Here is a 16,555-nt window from a genome sequence, read left to right on the forward strand (position 1 = left end):
TCCTAGACATCGCGCTTTTTTTGTGCCTGCGCTCTCAAAGAACCCTGGGCTGACGCCTGCGCGATAGGGCGCCTGCCCGTGCTGGCGCATGCTCGGCGGTGTTTTTTCTTTGTTGGAAACCCCATGGCTGCTGCGCTCCCCCAGATCTTGGCTTTTGACGTGTTTGGCACTGTGGTGGACTGGCACGGCAGCATCGCGCGCGCGATGGCCGAACGCTACCCCCAGGCCGATGGCGACGCCTTTGCACTGGCCTGGCGCAAGGGCTACCAACCGGCGATGGACCTGGTGCGCCAGGGCCAGCTGGGCTGGACGCGCATGGATGTGCTGCACCGCCGTATCCTGGACGGCATCCTGCCGCAGTTTGGGCTGGGCGGCATGCCCGAGGCCGAGCGCGCCGAGCTGAACCGGGTCTGGCACCGGCTGTTACCCTGGCCGGATGCCGTTGCCGGCCTGCAGCGGCTCAAAAGCCGCTTTGTCATTACGCCGCTGTCCAACGGCAATATTGCCTTGCTGACCTACATGGCCAAGAACGCCGGGCTGCCCTGGGATTGTGTGCTGTCGGCGGAAGTTTTTCAGGCTTACAAGCCCGACCCCCGGGCGTATCTGGGTGTGGCGGATGTTTTTGGGGTGGAGCCTGCCTCGGTGATGCTTGTCGCTGCGCATCACAGTGATTTGGCGGCGGCTCGGGGGTGTGGGTTGCAGACGGCGTATATCCAGCGGCCCCATGAATACGGGGCCAACCAACCCAAAGATGTAACCCCCCAACCAAACAACACCTACCACTGCAGCAGCATCCTTGACTTAGCCGATCAGCTGGGGTGTTGAGTTCTTGTGCTGTTTTGGAGTTTGGACTGTTAATCGTGCGGAGGCGCCGATATAGGGCCTGATCCTTCGTTGCGCAGGCTTGCCGTACAGGCGTACTGTCTGCGCCTGCGACGCCTCGTCTCAGGCCCTATCTCGGCGTTGGGGTGGTGGGGTTGGGCGTTGCGCTTGCTTCTTGGGCCCGCTCCGGCGGACTGTTTCATTTCATGTGATGCTTGGGCTGGCGCTGTTCTGAGTTTTTGAGTTTTGGGCTGTTAGTCGTGCGGGGGCGCCGATATAGGGCCTGATCCTTCGTTGCGCAGCCTTGCCGTACAGGCGTACTGTCTGCGCCTGCGACGCCTCGTCTCAAGCCCTATCTCGGCGTTGGGGTGGTGGGTTGGGCATTGCGCTTGCTTCTTTGGCCCGCTCCGGCATACCGCTTGGTTGGATGCTGCGCTTCTTGCTACCGCTTTTGGTTAGGCGGGTTCAGCGGTTGGTCAATTTTTCAATGCAAAAAGCGCCCGGGGTTGTCCTCGGGCGCTTTACTTGAGTTGCTGGTTTCGCTTCTTATTTCTTCGCTTGCGCCAACCACTTGGTGGCCAGCTCTACCCAGTAGGTGGCGCCCAGGGGGATCAGGTCGTCGTTGAAGTCGTAGCTGGGGTTGTGCAGGGTGCAGGGGCCGCCGCCGTGGCCGATGGCGCGGTGGTCACCTTCGCCGTTGGCGATGAAGCAGTAGGCGCCGGGCTTGGCTTGCAGCATGAAGGAGAAGTCTTCGGCGCCCATCGTGGGCTCTTGCGCTTTCACCTTATCGGCGCCGATGATGTCGACCATCACCTGGCGGGCGAACTCGGCTTCGGGGGCGCTGTTGACGGTGGCGGGGTAGTTGCGGTTGAAGTGGAACTCGCACTGGGCGTTGTTCATCGCGCAGCAGCCTTCGGCCACCTGGCGCATGCGTGACTCGATCAGGTCCAGCACTTCGGTGCGGAAGGTGCGCACCGTGCCTTGCAGCTCCACGCGGTCGGGGATCACGTTGTTGGCCTCGCCGCCGTGGATCATGGTCACGGAGATCACGCCGGTATCGAGCGGCTTCTTGTTGCGGGTGATGATGGTCTGGAAGGCGGTCACGATCTGGCAGGCGATCGGCACGGGGTCATTGCCCATGTGCGGCATCGCGCCGTGGCCGCCCTTGCCGGTGATGGTGATCTTGAAGTCGTTGCTGGAGGCCATCACCGGGCCGGGGCTGACAGCCATGTTGCCGGCGGCCATGCCGGGCCAGTTGTGCATGCCAAACACCGCCTGCATCGGGAATTTCTCGAACAGGCCGTCCTTGATCATCTCGCGCGCGCCGCCACCGCCTTCTTCGGCGGGCTGAAAGATCAGGTAGACCGTGCCGTCAAAATCGCGGAACTTGGAGAAGTGCTTGGCAGCGGCCAGCAGCATGGCGGTGTGGCCGTCATGGCCGCAGGCGTGCATCTTGCCGGCATGGCGGCTGGCGTGGTCAAAGGTGTTGGACTCCTGCATCGGCAGCGCATCGATATCGGCGCGCAGGCCCACAGCCTGGCCGCTGGCGCCGCCGTCCTTGCCGTGCACGATGCCGACCACACCGGTGGTGCCCAGGCCGCGGTGGATCGGAATGCCCCATTCCGTCAGCTTGGCTGCCACCAGATCGGCCGTGCGCACTTCTTCAAAGCACAGCTCCGGGTGGGCGTGGATGTCTTTGCGGATCTGGGCGATGCTGGCCGCTTCGGCCACGATGGAATCAATCAGCTTCATGGAAAATCCTGTTGGCTACATGGGGGTGTATCTGTCTGGCGGCGCCTGCGGGGCCAAGGCATGGGCGGGCGGCGTGCCAAGCCCTCTATGGTGCAGCAAAGCCGGGCGCCCCTGCGCTGAAATGTCTTGGGAATAACCCTGGGCCGGGGCCCCGCTCGGAAACGTGCTGCACGCGACCCCAGCCCCTGCCATCTGGCGCTACCATGTGCAGCACAACTCTCCCCCCGATTTTGCGCCCGCCTGGGCGCCGCCACTGCCATGACCACCTCCGCTGCCACCACCACCGTTTTGGGGGCCTGCCCCCATGACTGCCCCGACACCTGCTCGCTGGTCACCACGGTGGTCGATGGCATAGCCACCAAGGTCAGCGGCAACCCCGCGCATGGGCATACCGGCGGCGTGCTCTGCGCCAAGGTGAGCAAGTACACCGAGCGCAGCTACCACGAAGACCGGGTGCTGCAGCCGATGAAGCGGGTGGGACCCAAGGGCAGCGGCCAGTTCCAGCCGGTGGGCTGGGACGAGGCGCTGGCCGATATCAGCGCGCGGCTGCACCGCATTGTGCAAACCGATCCACAGGCCATCCTGCCCTACAGCTATGCCGGCACCATGGGCCTGGTGCAGGGCGAGAGCATGGACCGGCGCTTTTTCCACCAGCTGGGTGCCTCGCTGCTGGACCGCACCATCTGCGCCAGCGCGGGCTCGGAGGCCTTGCTGCACACCTATGGCGGCAAGCTGGGCATGCGGGTGCAGTTCTTTGCCGAGAGCCGGCTGATCCTGATCTGGGGCAGCAACAGCATTGGCAGCAACCTGCATTTCTGGCGCTATGCGATGGAGGCCAAGCGCCATGGCGCCAAGCTGGTCTGCATCGATCCGCGCAAGAGCGAGACCGCCGACAAATGCCATGAGCACCTGCAGCTGCTGCCCGGCACCGATGCGGCCTTGGCGCTGGCCTTGATGCATGAGCTGATCGCCAACGACTGGCTGGACCACGACTACATCGCCCAGCACACGCTGGGCTGGGATGCACTGAAGGAACGTGCCTTGCAGTGGCCGCCCGAGCGCGCTGCCCAGGTCTGCGGCATCGATGCCGCGCAGATCCGCAGCCTGGCGCGCGACTACGGCACGACCGAGCGGGCGGCCATTCGCCTCAACTACGGCATGCAGCGCACACGCGGCGGCGGCAATGCCGTGCGGGCCGTCGCCTGCCTGCCAGCGCTCGTGGGCGCCTGGCGTCACCGCGCAGGCGGCCTGCTGCTGTCGAGCTCCTCGTCAGCCCCGGCGCGCCGGGGGGCGCTGCAGATGCCGGCGCTCTTGGGCGCGCGCCAGCCCCGCACCGTCAACATGAGCACGATTGGCGATGCGCTGCTCAAGCCCGCCAGCGCCGAGTTTGGCCCGCAGATTGCTGCGCTCATCTGCTACAACAGCAACCCGGTAGCCGTCGCCCCCGATTCGGCCAAGGTGGTCCAGGGCTTTGCCCGCGAGGATCTGTTCACCGTGGTGCTGGAGCACTTCATGACCGACACGGCCGACTATGCCGACTATGTGCTGCCCGCCACCAGCCAGCTCGAGCACTGGGACATCCACACCAGCTACGGCCATACCGATGTGCTGCTCAACCGCCCGGCCATTGCGCCGCTGGGCCAGGCGCGCAGCAATGCGCAGATCTTCCGCGACCTGGCGGCCCAAATGGCGCGCTACGACAGTGCCTTTGCCGCGCCGCATTTTGCCGACAGCGACGAGGAACTGTGCCGCCAGGCGGTCGACCCCACGCGCATCCCGTTTGAGCAGCTGCTGGACCAGGGCTTTGTCGCGCAGGACCTGCCCGACGCCCCTTTTGCCGAGGGCGGCTTTGCGACGCCCTCGGGCAAGTGCGAGTTCCACAGTGCGGCATTGGAGGCCATGGGCATCAACCCCTTGCCCGACTACCTGCCCAACCATGAGCTGCCCACGGCCAGCCATCCGCTGGCGATGATCTCGCCGCCGGCGCGCAACTTTCTCAATTCCACCTTCGTCAACGTGCGCAAGCTGCGCAGTGCCGAAGAGCGCCCGATGCTGGAGATGCACCCCAGCGATGCGCAAAGCCGAGAGATTGCCGATGGCGATCTGGTGCGCGTCTTCAACGGCCGGGGTGAGCATGTCTGCCATGCCAGCATCAATGGCCGCGCCCGGCCCGGCGTGGTGGTGGGGCTGGGCATCTGGTGGCGCAAGGACGGGCCCAATGGCACCAACGTCAATGAGCTGACCCACCAGCAGCTGACCGATATCGGACGCGCACCGTCCTTTTATGACTGTGCGGTGCAGGTCGAGCGCATGGTCAATGCCGACATCCGCCACGGAGGTATCGCCGCATGAGCGCCGTAGAACAAGCCTTTTCAGCCAGCTATGCTGCAGCACGCCAGCAGTTTCTCGAGGCCGCAGCCTCCGCCGGCCTGGCGCTGCAGTCACAGCTCCATCCGTTGACCGGGGTAGAGGGCGAAGCGTTGGCCATGGATGTGGCCCGCGATGGCGCGATGGACGCCGACCAGCTGCTGATCCTCAGCAGCGCCTGCCATGGCATCGAAGGCTACTGCGGCAGCGGCGTGCAGGTCTATGCGCTGCGCGATGCCGAGTGGCTGGACAAGGCACGCAACGCCGGCGTGGCCGTGCTCTATGTGCATGCGCTCAACCCCCATGGCTTTTCCTACGGCCGGCGGGTGACGCAGGAGAACGTCGACCTGAACCGCAACTTTGTCGATTTCTCCCAGCCGCTGCCGGGCAACCCGGCTTATGACCAACTGCACGACGTGATCGTGCCCGCCCAGTGGCCGCCCACGGCCCAGGTGCAGCAGGCGATGCAGGACTTTATCGACGCGCATGGCCTCAAGGCCTGGCAGGCCGCGGTCGCCCAGGGCCAGTACCGCCATCCGCAAGGCGTGTTCTTTGGCGGCCAGGCCCCCACCTGGAGCAACCAGACCCTGCGCCAGGTGCTGCGCCAGCACGGCAGCCAGGCGCGCCAGATTGCCTGGATCGACGTGCACACCGGCCTGGGCCCCAATGGCTATGGCGAGCGCATCTTTACCGGCCCGCCCGGCGATGCGGCCATGCTGGCGCGGGCGCGCCGCTGGTGGGATGGCGCTGGTGCCACGCCAGTCACCTCGCTGGACGATGGCAGCTCCTCGTCGCCGCCGCTGACCGGCTTGCTGTGGAACAGCGTGGCGCAGGAATGCCCGCAGGCCGCCTTTACCGGCATGGCCCTGGAGTACGGTGTGCTGCCCGTGCATGCCACCCTGGATGCCTTGCGCGCCGACCACTGGCTGCACCAGCACCCCGAGGCGCCGGCAGACCAGCAAGCCGCCATCCACCAGCAGATGCGCGAAGCCTTCTACGACGAGAGCGTGGCCTGGAAGGGGCAGATCATCAGCCAGGCGCGGCAGGCGCTGTTCCAGACCGTCGATGGCCTCAGCCGCGAGGCGCGCTGACCTCAGGCGGAGCGACCTGCAGCGCGACCTGCTGGCAGCCCCAGTGGTGCAGGCATTCGCGCAGCACTATCAACAGTGCCGCCTGCGCCGGGGACAGCTGCAGGCCGCCGTGGCTGCCGCCCATCATGTACTGGGCATAGCGGTTGAACAGCTGCTCGATGGCGTCGGTCGTCTGCAGGGCAGCTTGCGGATCGTGCAGTTGCGCCGCGAGGGCTGCCATGTCCGGCGCGCGGCACAGCAAAGCCAGCTGGGGCCCCGGCGCTGGCCAGCTGCGGGTCAGCGGCATGATCTGGTCCTCCACCAGCTCAATCACCTGCTCCACCTGGCCGGCACCTGCCGATGCCCGGCTCAGATACTGTGTTGCCAATTGGCCATAGCCCAGTGGCAGATCGTGTCGAATAGGTGACGCGTTTTGCGGTGCCAGGCGCCAGACATGGCAGGCATCCGGGTCGGCTTGCAGCACCACCCAGTCATGGTCTGGAAAGCGCGCTTGCAGCGCGGCCAAACCCTGCAAAATCGCGGGGTTTGAAGGGATGGTCGGGTCGGAGGGCAGGGATGTGGACATGGTCGCTGGGCAATGCTAAGCGCGCTTGATCGGCGCTGCTCGCTGTATCTTTTATACATATGCTGTCAGTAGGTGTGTCAGACAAATGCCATTGACGGCGCGGAGCGGCGTCACACAATAAGTGGCATGAATATCCTGCAGTCCAAGCTCGAAGAGAAGCTGGCGGGTTTGCCAGTGTTGGTTGCCATCTCCATGCCCCAGGGCGGATGGATCGGTCCGCCGGACCAGGCGCAAGTACGTATCCGTTGCCACAATGCGGCGGCGCTGGCCTCGCTGGCGGCGGGCGATGTGGGGGTGGTCGGCGCGGCCATCGTCGAGGGCCATGTCGAGATCGAAGGCACGATGCGCGATGCCATGGCCGCAGCGGTGGCCTTGATGCCCGCCGACCCGGTGGCCGCACGCTCGACCTGGTGGAGCCGGCTGCTGGCGCGCTCCCGCTCGGCAGCGCTCCATACGCTGACCAAGGATTCCGAGCAGATCCAGTTCCACTATGACGTCTCGGACGACTTCTACGGCCTGTGGCTGGACCCGCGCCGCGTCTACTCCTGCGCCTACTATGCCGAGCCCGGCTACAGCCTGGCGCAGGCGCAGGAGGCCAAGCTCGATCTGATCTGCCGCAAGCTGCGGCTGCAGCCCGGCGAGCGTTTTCTGGATGTGGGCGCCGGCTGGGGTGGCCTGCTCTTGTGGGCAGCCGAGCACTACGGCATCGAGGGCACCGGCATCACCTTGTCGAAGAACCAGCATGCCTATGTCAACCGGCTGATCGAACAAAAAGGCCTGCAGGGCCGCGTCCGGATGCTGCTGAGCGACTACCGCCAGCTGCAGGTGGACCAGCCTTTTGACAAGCTCGCCTCGGTGGGCATGTTCGAGCATGTGGGCCGCGCGCATATGCAGGAGTACTTCAGCGTGCTCAAGCGCCTGATCAAGCCCGGCGGCTTGCTGATGAACCACGGCATCACCGCTGGCGGCACCGACAACGAACAGCTGGGCGCGGGCATGGGCGATTTCATCGAGAAATACATCTTCCCTGGCGGCGAGCTGATCCATGTCAGCGCCGTGCTCGAAGAGATGGCCCATGCCGGCTGGGAGATGGTGGACACCGACAACCTGCGCCCCCATTACGCCAAGACCTTGTGGGCCTGGTCCGATGCGCTGGAGGCGCAGCTGGGTGAGGCGCTGGCCATCCTCTCGCACAAGGGCAACCCCGCGCAGGCGGCCAAAACGCTGCGCGCCTACCGCCTCTACCTGGCCGGTTGCGCCACCGGTTTTGAGCATGGCTGGGTGGCGCTGCACCAGATGCTGGCTGTCATGCCCGATAGATCGATGACGACAGGGGCCATGCCTGGTGCACAATCACAATACCCGTTCACCCGGGACTATATGTATCGATAAGGAGCGCACCGTGCTATTCAAATTCAAATCGCAGGCCACTGCAGACATGATCATGCTCGAGCCCGATGCCCGCAAGGTGCTGCAGATCATCGGCAAGGACGCCTCGCCACGCGGCATCATCACCACCGACCAGATTCCGCAGGCCATTGCTGCGCTGCAGGCCGCCGTGGCCGCTGAGGACGAGCGCGCGCAGGCGGCCAAAACCCAGGATCTGGACCAGGACCCCGAAGACGCCGACGGCCAGGATGTGAAGGCCAGCGTCGGCCTCAAGCAGCGGGCGGTGCCCTTTATCGAGATGCTGCGCCGCAGTGCGGCCGAGCAGGCCGATGTGGTCTGGGGCGGTTGATACGCACAGTAGCAACGCACTGCATCCAACGAAAAAAAGACTGCCGAGGCAGTCTTTTTGCATGGGGGCTGAGGATCAATCGGCGAAGGTGCCTGCGGCCTTGATGATCGGCGTCCACTTGGCGATCTCGGCCTGCACAAAGGCCTTGTGGCCTTCGGGCGTGATGCGCTGGTCGGTGGCGACCACGGCGCTCAGGTTCTCGGACTTCTTGATGAACTCGGGGTCCTTCAAGGCCACCTTCAGCGCGTCGTTGACCTTTTTCAGGATGTCGGCCGGCGTGCCCTTGGGGGCGTACAGGCCGTGCCAGATCGTCACTTCAAAGCCGTTCAGGCCTTCTTCCTGCAGGGTTGGCAGGTCCTTGAGCGATGGCGTGGTCAGGCGCTTGTTGGTGGTCACCGCATAGGCCTTGACCTTCTTGCCCTCAATCTGGCCGGTGGTGTTGGTGGTCTGGTCGCACAGCACATCGACCTGGTTGCCCATCAGGTCGGCAATCGCCGGAGCGGCGCCCTTGTATGGCACGGCGGTCAGCGGGATCTTCAGGGTGCTTTGCAGCAGCAGGCCGCACAGGTGCGAGGCAGAACCGATACCGGCATTGGCCAGGTTGACCTTGTCCTTTTCCTTGTTCAGGTAGGCGGCCAGTTCCTTGTAGTTGTTCGGTGCCAGGGTGGGCTTGCCGATCAGGGTCATCGGCACGTCGTTGATGATGCCCAGGTATTCGAAGTCCTTGGTCACATCGAAGGACAGCTTGCGGTAGAGGATAGGGGCCGTGGCCACGCCGATGTGGTTGAGCAGCAGCGTGTAGCCGTCTGGCTTGGCACGTGCGGCCTTGGCCATGCCGATGGTGCTGCCTGCGCCGTCGGCATTGTCGATGACCACGGTCACGCCGTTGAGGGGCTTGCGCAGTGCTTCGGCCAGGTCGCGTGCCACGCGGTCGGTGGGGCCGCCTGCCGTGAACGGCACGACGATGGTGATGGGCTTGTTGGGGTAGGAGGCGTCGGCATAGGCGCCGGTGGCGGTAGCGGCCGCCAGGGCCAGTGCAGTCCATTGCATCATCTTGTTCATAACGGCTTGTCTCTCTTGAATGGGAAAAAGAGTGCCATCCTAACGAGAACAGACTGGGGTTTTTTCTAAGGTAAACCCTTGTTTTTCCTGAGTGTTTCGAGTTTTTGACAAAGGCTTTTTTCGCGAACTTAAAGCCAAATGGCCGCCCGGCTCAACCACGGTTTATCAGGGCTGCTATCAATATTGATAGTTGAAATGTCGTAAGCCTTGGGCGAAATGTCGTGCGCCCAGAGGCAGTGATGGACATTTATTTGCGCTGGCGCAAGCCGTTTGGCCCGCAACCAGGGGCTTTCAAGCCAAGCAATATCCGTAGCCTTCCTATGGCTTTCACTCAGCTTACGCCGCCAGCGACCCGCTGACGATGGCTGCCGCCGCAGCGCGGGTCTCCACGCCCAGCTTTTCAAACACATGCTCCAGGTGCTTGTTGACGGTGCGCGGGCTCATGCCCAGGATCTGCGCGATGTCGCGGTTGGTCTTGCCCTTGGCCAGCCAGCCCAGCACTTCCGTCTCGCGCGGGGTCAGCGCTGCATCCTGCAGGCGCTGGGTGCTGGCGCGCAGGCCCTCATGGCCCAGGCGCAGCACCAGCATGCGCTCGCCAATGCCCACTTCGCCCACCGACTGGGCCAGCAGGCTGCCGCTGCCCAGCGGGTGCTGGGCCGCCGTATCCCAGGCCGACTGCAGCCAGGCCGTTGCCGCTGCCGCACTGGCGCCAAAGGCCTGCTCCAGCCACAGCGCCGCTTGCGGTGAGCGCCAGGCCAGGCGCCCCTGGCGGTCGAGCACCACCACGCCCATGCCGGCCACATCGACCGCGGCCTGGGCCATGCGGCCCACATGGGCGTTGTGCATATGGCGGGCCAGGCGCGCCAGCACCTCGGGCAGCTTCAGCGGTTTGACGACATAGTCCACGCCGCCGCAGGCAAAGCCCTCGACGATATGGTCGGTCTCCGACAGCCCGGTCATGAAGATGACCGGCACATGGGCCCAGGCCGGGTGGGCCTTGATCTTGCGGCACAGCGAAAAGCCGCTCTCGCCGGGCATCACGCAGTCGAGCAGTACGGCGTCCGGCGTGGCGATCTCCAGGCGCTCCAGCGCCTCGGCCGCATTGCGGGCGACCAGCACGGTGTAGTCCTGCTGACTGAGCGCGTCGCAGAGAAATCCCAGGGTTTCGACGGCATCGTCCACGACGAGGACAACACCGGCATGGGGCGTGAAAGTGGGCATGGTCAGCGGTCCGCAGGCCCTGCAGGCCCGAGGCTCTCCAGAATGAGGGGGAAGTCAAAACGCTGGGCAGCGGCATCGAGGGCCTGCAGCGTGCCGCGCGATTGGGGGTGGCTGGCCTGGGCGGCCGCCAGCAATTTGCGCAGGCCGGCGCCATCGCCAAAGCGCGCCAGGCGCGTGATGTCCGACTGCAGATCCGGCGGCAGGGGCGGCTCCTGCGGCGCCGGTGGCGGCGCGGCGGGGGCCGTGGTCGCTGAGCTGGCCGAGCCAGTGGCCATGTCTTCTATCCATTCGAGCTTCAGCAGCCAAGCCAGCGTGTCCATCAGCTCGGACTCCAGCACCGGTTTGCCGACAAAGGCCTGGCAGCCGGCGCGCTCGAGCTGCTCGGGCTGGTTCTCGAACAGGTCGGCCGAGACGATGACGATGGGCAGGTGCACAGCGCTGTACTGCTGGCGCACCAGCGCAGCGGTCTGCCAGCCGCTCAGGTCATCCATGCTCAGGTCCAGCAAGATGGCATCGGGCGGCGTGTCGCGGATGACCTCCAGGCATTCCTGGCCGCTGGCCGCCTCCAGTACGGTAAAGCCCAGCGGGATCAGCACGCCGGCGATCAGCTGGCGGTGGATGGGCTGGTCATCGACCAGCAGCAGCGTTCTGCGCGGGCCCAGGTAGCCGCCGATAAAGGGCCGGGCCTGGGGCTGGCCGGCCAGTGCACGTGGCGGGTTGTGTACCTCGCTCAGGTACAGGCGCACCGAGAACGTGCTGCCCTGGCCGGGTGTGCTCTGCAGGCTCAGCTCCCCGCCCATCAGCAAGGTCAGCATGCGGGTGATGGTCAGGCCCAGGCCGGTGCCGGTGCTGGCGGCGCGGCGCCCGGCGCTGCCCCGCTCAAAGGGCATGAAGATGCGCTCATGGTCCTGCGGCGCGATGCCGATGCCGGTGTCGCGGATGTCAAAGCGCACCACATCGCTGTGGCAGTCCACCTGCAGGCGGATGCTGCCGCTGTCGGTAAAGCGGATGGCATTGCCCAGCAGGTTGATCAGAATCTGGCGCAGGCGCTTGGCATCCGCCCGCACCCAGGCTGGAATGCGGCCCTGCGTCTGCAGCTCGAACTGCAGGCCCTTGGCCTCGGCCTGCGGCCGCACCATGCGGTTAACGGCCTCCAGAAACTCGGGGAACTGCAGCGGCACCGGGTCCAGCCGCAGGCGCCCGGCCTCGATGCGTGCCAGGTCCAGCAGCTCGTCGATCAGCGAATGCATGTGCTGGCCGCTGTGCAGCATGGTGCTGATGTTCTCGTGCGCGGGGCCGGGCAGGTCGCTGCGGCGCAGCAGCAGCTGGGCATAGCCCAGGATGCTGGTCAGCGGCGTGCGCAGCTCATGGGCCATGCCGGCCACATAGCGTGACTTGGCCTGGTTGGCCGCCTCGGCATGCTCCTTGGCGGCCTGGAGCTGGGCATCGGTGCGCTGGTGGGCCTCGATCTCCTGCATCAGCATCTGCGTCTGGCGCTCCGATTCCTCACGCGCCATGCGCCGGCTGTCCTTGGCCAGCACCAGCCACCAGGCGTAGAGCGCGCACAGCAGCGCCAGCAGCGAGAACGCGCGCACAAAGGCCCAGCGCAGATCCGTCTGCCCGGGCGAGAGGCTTTGCTGCATATAGACCACGAACAGGGCCAGCGCCATGGGGCTGGTCAGCAGCAGCACCGTGCCCGCATAGGAGGCCAGCCGAAAGTTGATGCTGCGCTGGATGCGCTGGGGCAGCAGGCTTTCGTAGAGGCTGCGCCACTGCACCTGGGCGCGCGCCGTGCTGGGCTTGCAGCGGTCATGGCAGCGCGAATCGAGCGAGCAGCACAGCGAGCAGATCGGCGCGCCATAGGCGGGGCAGGCGGCCATGTCGGCGCGCTCGAACTGGTTCTGGCAGACGGCGCACTGCAGCTGCGCGGCCTCGAACTGCGCGGGCTGGCGGGCGATGTACCAGCGCCCGCCGGTGGCCCAGGCCAGCAGCGGCGATACCAAAAGCGCAATGGCCAGCGCGATATAGGGCGCAAAGGCGCTGGCCAGCTCGCCCAGCAGGCCGCTGTAGGCAATGCCGGCGGCCAGCGCGGCAATGCCCATGGCGCCCAGGCCGACGGGGTTGAGGTCGTGCAGGTAGGCCCGGCGGAACTCGGTGCCCGTCGGGCTCAGGCCCAGCGGCTTGTTGATGACCAGATCGGCCACCAGCGCGCCGACCCAGGCGACTGCGATATTGCTGTAGATGCCCAGCACCTTCTCCAGCGCGCTGAACACGCCCAGGGTCATGATCAGCATCGCAATCATCACGTTGAAGACCAGCCACACGACACGGCCGGGGTGGCTGCGGGTGAGGCGCGAGAACACATTCGACCAGGCCAGCGACCCGGCATAGGCATTGGTCACATTGATCTTGATCTGCGCCATGATGACGAAGACCAGCGTAATCCAGAGGGCAACGCCCGGGTCCTGCACGATCTTGCCAAAGGCGGTGAGGTAGAGGTGGGTGGGATCGGAGGCCTCGGCCACGGTCGAGCCAAACTGCAGCGCCACATAGGCCAGGTAGGCGCCGCCCAGCATGCGCGCCGCACCCACCAGGATCCAGCCGGGCCCACCCATCAGCACGCAAAACCACCAGCGGCCCCGGTTGGAGGCCGTCTTGCGCGGCATGAAGCGCAGGTAATCGACCTGCTCGCCAACCTGCACGATCAGTGCAAAGATCACCGTGCTGGCCGAGCCGAAATACAGCCAGTTGAAATCGGCGCTGCCCGAGGTCAGGCCCGACAGGCCCGGCAGCTCCTGCACAAACTGCGGCTGCTGGAAGGCCAGCCACAGGTAGGGGGCCAGCAGCATCACGGCCCACAGCGGCTGGGTCCAGGCCTGCAGCTTGGAGATGAAGGTGACGCCATAGAGCACCATCGGTATCACCACCAGCGCGCACAGCACATAGCAGACCACCAGAGGCCAGCCCAGCGCCATCTGCACCGCCAGCGCCATGATGGCCGCCTCCAGTGCAAAGAAGATAAAGGTGAAGGTGGCGTAGACCAGCGAGGTGATGGTCGAGCCCAGGTAGCCAAAGCCCGCGCCCCGGGTGAGCAGGTCCATGTCCAGCCCATAGCGAGCCGCGCAGACCGAGATGGGCCAGGCCGTCAGAAAAATGACGATGCCCATCACCGCAATGGCCCAGGCGGCGCTGCTAAAGCCATAGGCCAAGGTGATGGTCGCGCCAATCGCCTCCAGCGCCAGAAAGGACAGCCCGCCCATCGCCGTGTTCAGCAGCTGCCACTCGCTCCAGCGCCGGGCCTTTTGTGGCGTATAGCGCAGTGCGTAGTCCTCCATGGTCTCGTCGGCCACCCAGGCGTTGTATTCGCGGCGGATCGGGAAGATCTTTTGGGACGGCTTGGTCATCACAGGCAGCGCACAGGCGCTGGGGGCAAGGGATCCGCAGACTAAGCAATATTCAGGCCACGGCAAGGCTGGTGCGGCCGGCGAGGTGCGGCCGGCGAGGTGCACCCCAAGGCGCGTTGGGCGAGCAAGCTTAGCCCGCTGTGGCTACGCAGGGGCTACGTCAAATGACGTATGGGTGTTTGGCGGCCGCACTTTTAGAGTGGCTACAGGTTTCAACCCGTTACCAGTTCAGCCCGCTGAACCACTTGAGGAGAAAAGCATGTCTCAGGATTTCCATCAGTCGCTTCGCCGCCGCCGTCTCTTGCAAGGCCTGGGTGCCATCAGCGTGGCGGGTCTGCCCATGCTGGCCCGCGCCCAGACCCCGCCGACCGCCCAGGTCAACACTACCAAGCTGGCCGTCACCGATACCGAGGTGGTGGTCGGGCAGCTGCACTCGTCGACCGGCACCATGGCGATCTCGGAGACCGGCTCGATCCAGGCCGAGCAACTGGCCATTGACCAGATCAACGCGATGGGTGGTGTGCTGGGCCGCAAGATCCGCGTGATCAAGGAAGATGGCGCCTCCGACTGGCCCACCTTTGCCGAAAAGGCCAAGAAGCTGCTCATCAGCGACCATGTGGCCACCGTGTTTGGCTGCTGGACTTCGGCCTCGCGCAAGGCCGTGCTGCCGGTCTTCGAGAAGGAAAACGGCCTGCTCTACTACCCCACGTTCTACGAAGGCCTGGAGCAGAGCAAGAACGTCATCTACACCGGCCAGGAAGCGACCCAGCAGATTCTGTACAGCCTCGATTGGGCCAAGAAGGAAAAGAACGCCTCCAAGGTGTTCCTGGTGGGCTCGGACTACATCTGGCCACGTACCTCGATGAAGATTGCGCGCAAGCACATCGAGACCTTCCAGAAGGGCAAGGTCGTCGGCGAGGAGTACTACCCGCTCAGCAACACCAACTTCAACTCGCTGATCAACAAGATCAAGGTGGCCAAGCCCGATCTGATATTTGCGGCTGTCGTGGGCGGCTCCAACGTGGCCTTCTACAAGCAGCTCAAGGCCGCAGGCATCACCGGTGACAAGCAGTTCCTGGTGACCCTGTCGGTGACCGAGGACGAAATGCTGGGCATTGGCGGCGAGAACTTTGCCGGCTTCTATTCGAGCATGAAGTACTTCCAGACGCTGGACAACCCCAACAACAAGAAGTTTGTCGAGGCCTTCAAGGCCAAGTACGGCCCCAAGTCGGTCATCGGCGATGTGACCCAGGCCGGTTACCTGGGCCCCTGGTTGTGGAAGGCCGCTGTCGAGAAGGCCGGCAGCTTCGATGTCGACAAGGTCGTGGCCGCCTCGCCGGGCATTGAGCTGAACACGGCGCCCGAAGGCTACGTGAAGATCGACGCCAACCACCACCTCTGGAGCAAGTCGCGCATCGCGCAAGGCCTGCCGGACGGGACTTTCAAGGTGGTGTCCGAGTCGCCCGAGCTGATCAAGCCTGATCCCTTCCCCAAGGGCTACCAGTAAATCAAGACTCCGAGAGCGGGCCCCGGGGCATTCCCCCGAGGCCCGCATTTCCGCCGACCACCACCCGACAAGAGAGCGCCATGACTTTTTCTGAAATGATGAATATCGGGCTGATGCAGGGCTTTGCAGGCCTCAGCCTGTTTGCGGTATTGCTGCTGATGGGCCTGGGCCTGGCGATTATTTTTGGCCAGATGGGTGTCATCAACATGGCGCATGGCGAGTTCATGACCATCGGTGCCTACACCGTGTTCATGGCCTCCACCTTGGTGGAAGCCCATGCCCCGGCCTGGATGCCTTACTACTTCCCCTTGTCGATCGTGGCGGCCTTTGTGTTTGCGTTTGTGCTGGGCTGGCTGGCCGAATGGGCGTTGATACGGCATCTGTACAAGCGCCCGCTCGATACCCTGCTGGCCACCTGGGGCCTGAGCCTGGGGCTGCAGCAGGTGTTCCGCACGGTGATCGGCCCCAAAGAGGTGAGCCCCACCTTGCCTGACTGGCTGATGGGTTCCTGGTCGCCCAGTGAGGGGCTGGACATTCCGATCAACGGCATGTTTGTGCTGGCGCTGGCGCTGCTGGTGACGGCCGGCGTGCTGATTGCGCTCTACCGCAGCCGCTGGGGCCTGCGGGTGCGCGCCACGGTCAGCAACCGCGTGATGGCCAACGCCATCGGCATCAATACCAAGAAGACCGACCGCCTCACCTTTGCCATTGGCTGCGGGGTGGCGGGCATTGCCGGGGCGGCCTTCACCACCATCGGCTCGACCGGGCCCACCTCCGGCTCGCTCTACATCGTGGATTCGTTCCTGGTCGTCACCTTTGGCGGCGCCGCCAGCCTGCTGGGCACCGTGGCATCGGCCTTTGGCATTGCCCAGGTGCAGTCGATCACGGAGTTCTTCCTCAGTGGCTCCATGGCCAAGGTGCTGACCTTGTCCTTCATCGTCGTGGTCTTGATGCTGCGGCCCCAAGGTCTGTTTGCCAGCAAGGTGCGCCGCTAAAGCCGGTGCAAAGGATGACAACCATGAAAGA

General features: G+C 64.9%; 12 protein-coding genes. 7 read left to right on the forward strand and 5 right to left on the reverse strand.

Annotated elements, in window-relative coordinates:
• The first annotated feature begins 123 nt into the window (after positions 1-123).
• Positions 124-825 carry a haloacid dehalogenase type II gene (locus WH367_RS05255; protein WP_339534678.1) on the forward strand — a complete coding sequence of 234 codons (702 nt, stop codon included), beginning with the start codon at positions 124-126 and terminating at the stop codon, positions 823-825.
• A 543-nt stretch (positions 826-1,368) separates the two neighbouring features.
• Here the strand turns inward: WH367_RS05255 and WH367_RS05260 are convergent.
• Positions 1,369-2,574 (reverse strand): M20 aminoacylase family protein, encoded by a 1,206-nt coding sequence (locus tag WH367_RS05260; protein WP_021028679.1) that lies wholly within the window; start codon positions 2,572-2,574, stop codon positions 1,369-1,371.
• Positions 2,575-2,832: 258 nt separating this feature from the next.
• On the opposite strand from WH367_RS05260, the gene WH367_RS05265 reads away from it, so the two are divergent.
• Complete coding sequence (locus tag WH367_RS05265; protein WP_339534680.1) at positions 2,833-4,926, forward strand: molybdopterin-containing oxidoreductase family protein; 2,094 nt, start codon at positions 2,833-2,835, stop codon at positions 4,924-4,926.
• On the forward strand, positions 4,923-6,032 hold the full coding sequence (locus tag WH367_RS05270; protein ID WP_339534682.1) for a M14 family metallopeptidase: 1,110 nt from the start codon (positions 4,923-4,925) through the stop codon (positions 6,030-6,032). The genes WH367_RS05265 and WH367_RS05270 overlap by 4 nt, the downstream gene beginning before the upstream one ends.
• Here WH367_RS05270 and WH367_RS05275 read toward each other — a convergent pair.
• Positions 6,013-6,597 carry a hypothetical protein gene (locus tag WH367_RS05275; RefSeq protein WP_339534684.1) on the reverse strand — a complete coding sequence of 195 codons (585 nt, stop codon included), beginning with the start codon at positions 6,595-6,597 and terminating at the stop codon, positions 6,013-6,015. The two genes, WH367_RS05270 and WH367_RS05275, sit on opposite strands and share 20 nt — an antisense overlap.
• Before the next feature lie 126 nt (positions 6,598-6,723).
• Between WH367_RS05275 and WH367_RS05280 the strand changes: the two genes are divergently transcribed.
• Positions 6,724-7,989 carry a class I SAM-dependent methyltransferase gene (locus WH367_RS05280; RefSeq protein WP_339534686.1) on the forward strand — a complete coding sequence of 422 codons (1,266 nt, stop codon included), beginning with the start codon at positions 6,724-6,726 and terminating at the stop codon, positions 7,987-7,989.
• A 10-nt stretch (positions 7,990-7,999) separates the two neighbouring features.
• A complete protein-coding gene (locus tag WH367_RS05285) occupies positions 8,000-8,335 on the forward strand; it encodes a DUF1840 domain-containing protein (protein ID WP_116926167.1) in 336 nt (111 codons plus the stop codon).
• Between the two features lie 75 nt (positions 8,336-8,410).
• On the opposite strand, the gene WH367_RS05290 is transcribed toward WH367_RS05285, so the two are convergent.
• From WH367_RS05290 to WH367_RS05300, 3 genes are all read right to left on the reverse strand, one after another.
• Positions 8,411-9,397 (reverse strand): tripartite tricarboxylate transporter substrate-binding protein, encoded by a 987-nt coding sequence (locus WH367_RS05290; protein ID WP_021028656.1) that lies wholly within the window; start codon positions 9,395-9,397, stop codon positions 8,411-8,413.
• A 336-nt stretch (positions 9,398-9,733) separates the two neighbouring features.
• Complete coding sequence (locus tag WH367_RS05295) at positions 9,734-10,618, reverse strand: response regulator (protein ID WP_312987378.1); 885 nt, start codon at positions 10,616-10,618, stop codon at positions 9,734-9,736.
• Between the two features lie 2 nt (positions 10,619-10,620).
• On the reverse strand, positions 10,621-14,022 hold the full coding sequence (locus WH367_RS05300; RefSeq protein ID WP_339534689.1) for a hybrid sensor histidine kinase/response regulator: 3,402 nt from the start codon (positions 14,020-14,022) through the stop codon (positions 10,621-10,623).
• A 259-nt stretch (positions 14,023-14,281) separates the two neighbouring features.
• On the opposite strand from WH367_RS05300, the gene urtA reads away from it, so the two are divergent.
• Entirely contained in the window at positions 14,282-15,529 is a 1,248-nt protein-coding gene (gene urtA, locus WH367_RS05305; RefSeq protein ID WP_021028658.1) for an urea ABC transporter substrate-binding protein, read from the forward strand.
• An 80-nt stretch (positions 15,530-15,609) separates the two neighbouring features.
• On the forward strand, positions 15,610-16,524 hold the full coding sequence (gene urtB / locus WH367_RS05310) for an urea ABC transporter permease subunit UrtB (RefSeq protein ID WP_182344788.1): 915 nt from the start codon (positions 15,610-15,612) through the stop codon (positions 16,522-16,524).
• Positions 16,525-16,555: the final 31 nt, after the last annotated feature.

It is taken from the genome of Comamonas sp. MYb21 (genome assembly GCF_037479395.1).
GTDB lineage: Bacteria > Pseudomonadota > Gammaproteobacteria > Burkholderiales > Burkholderiaceae_C > Comamonas.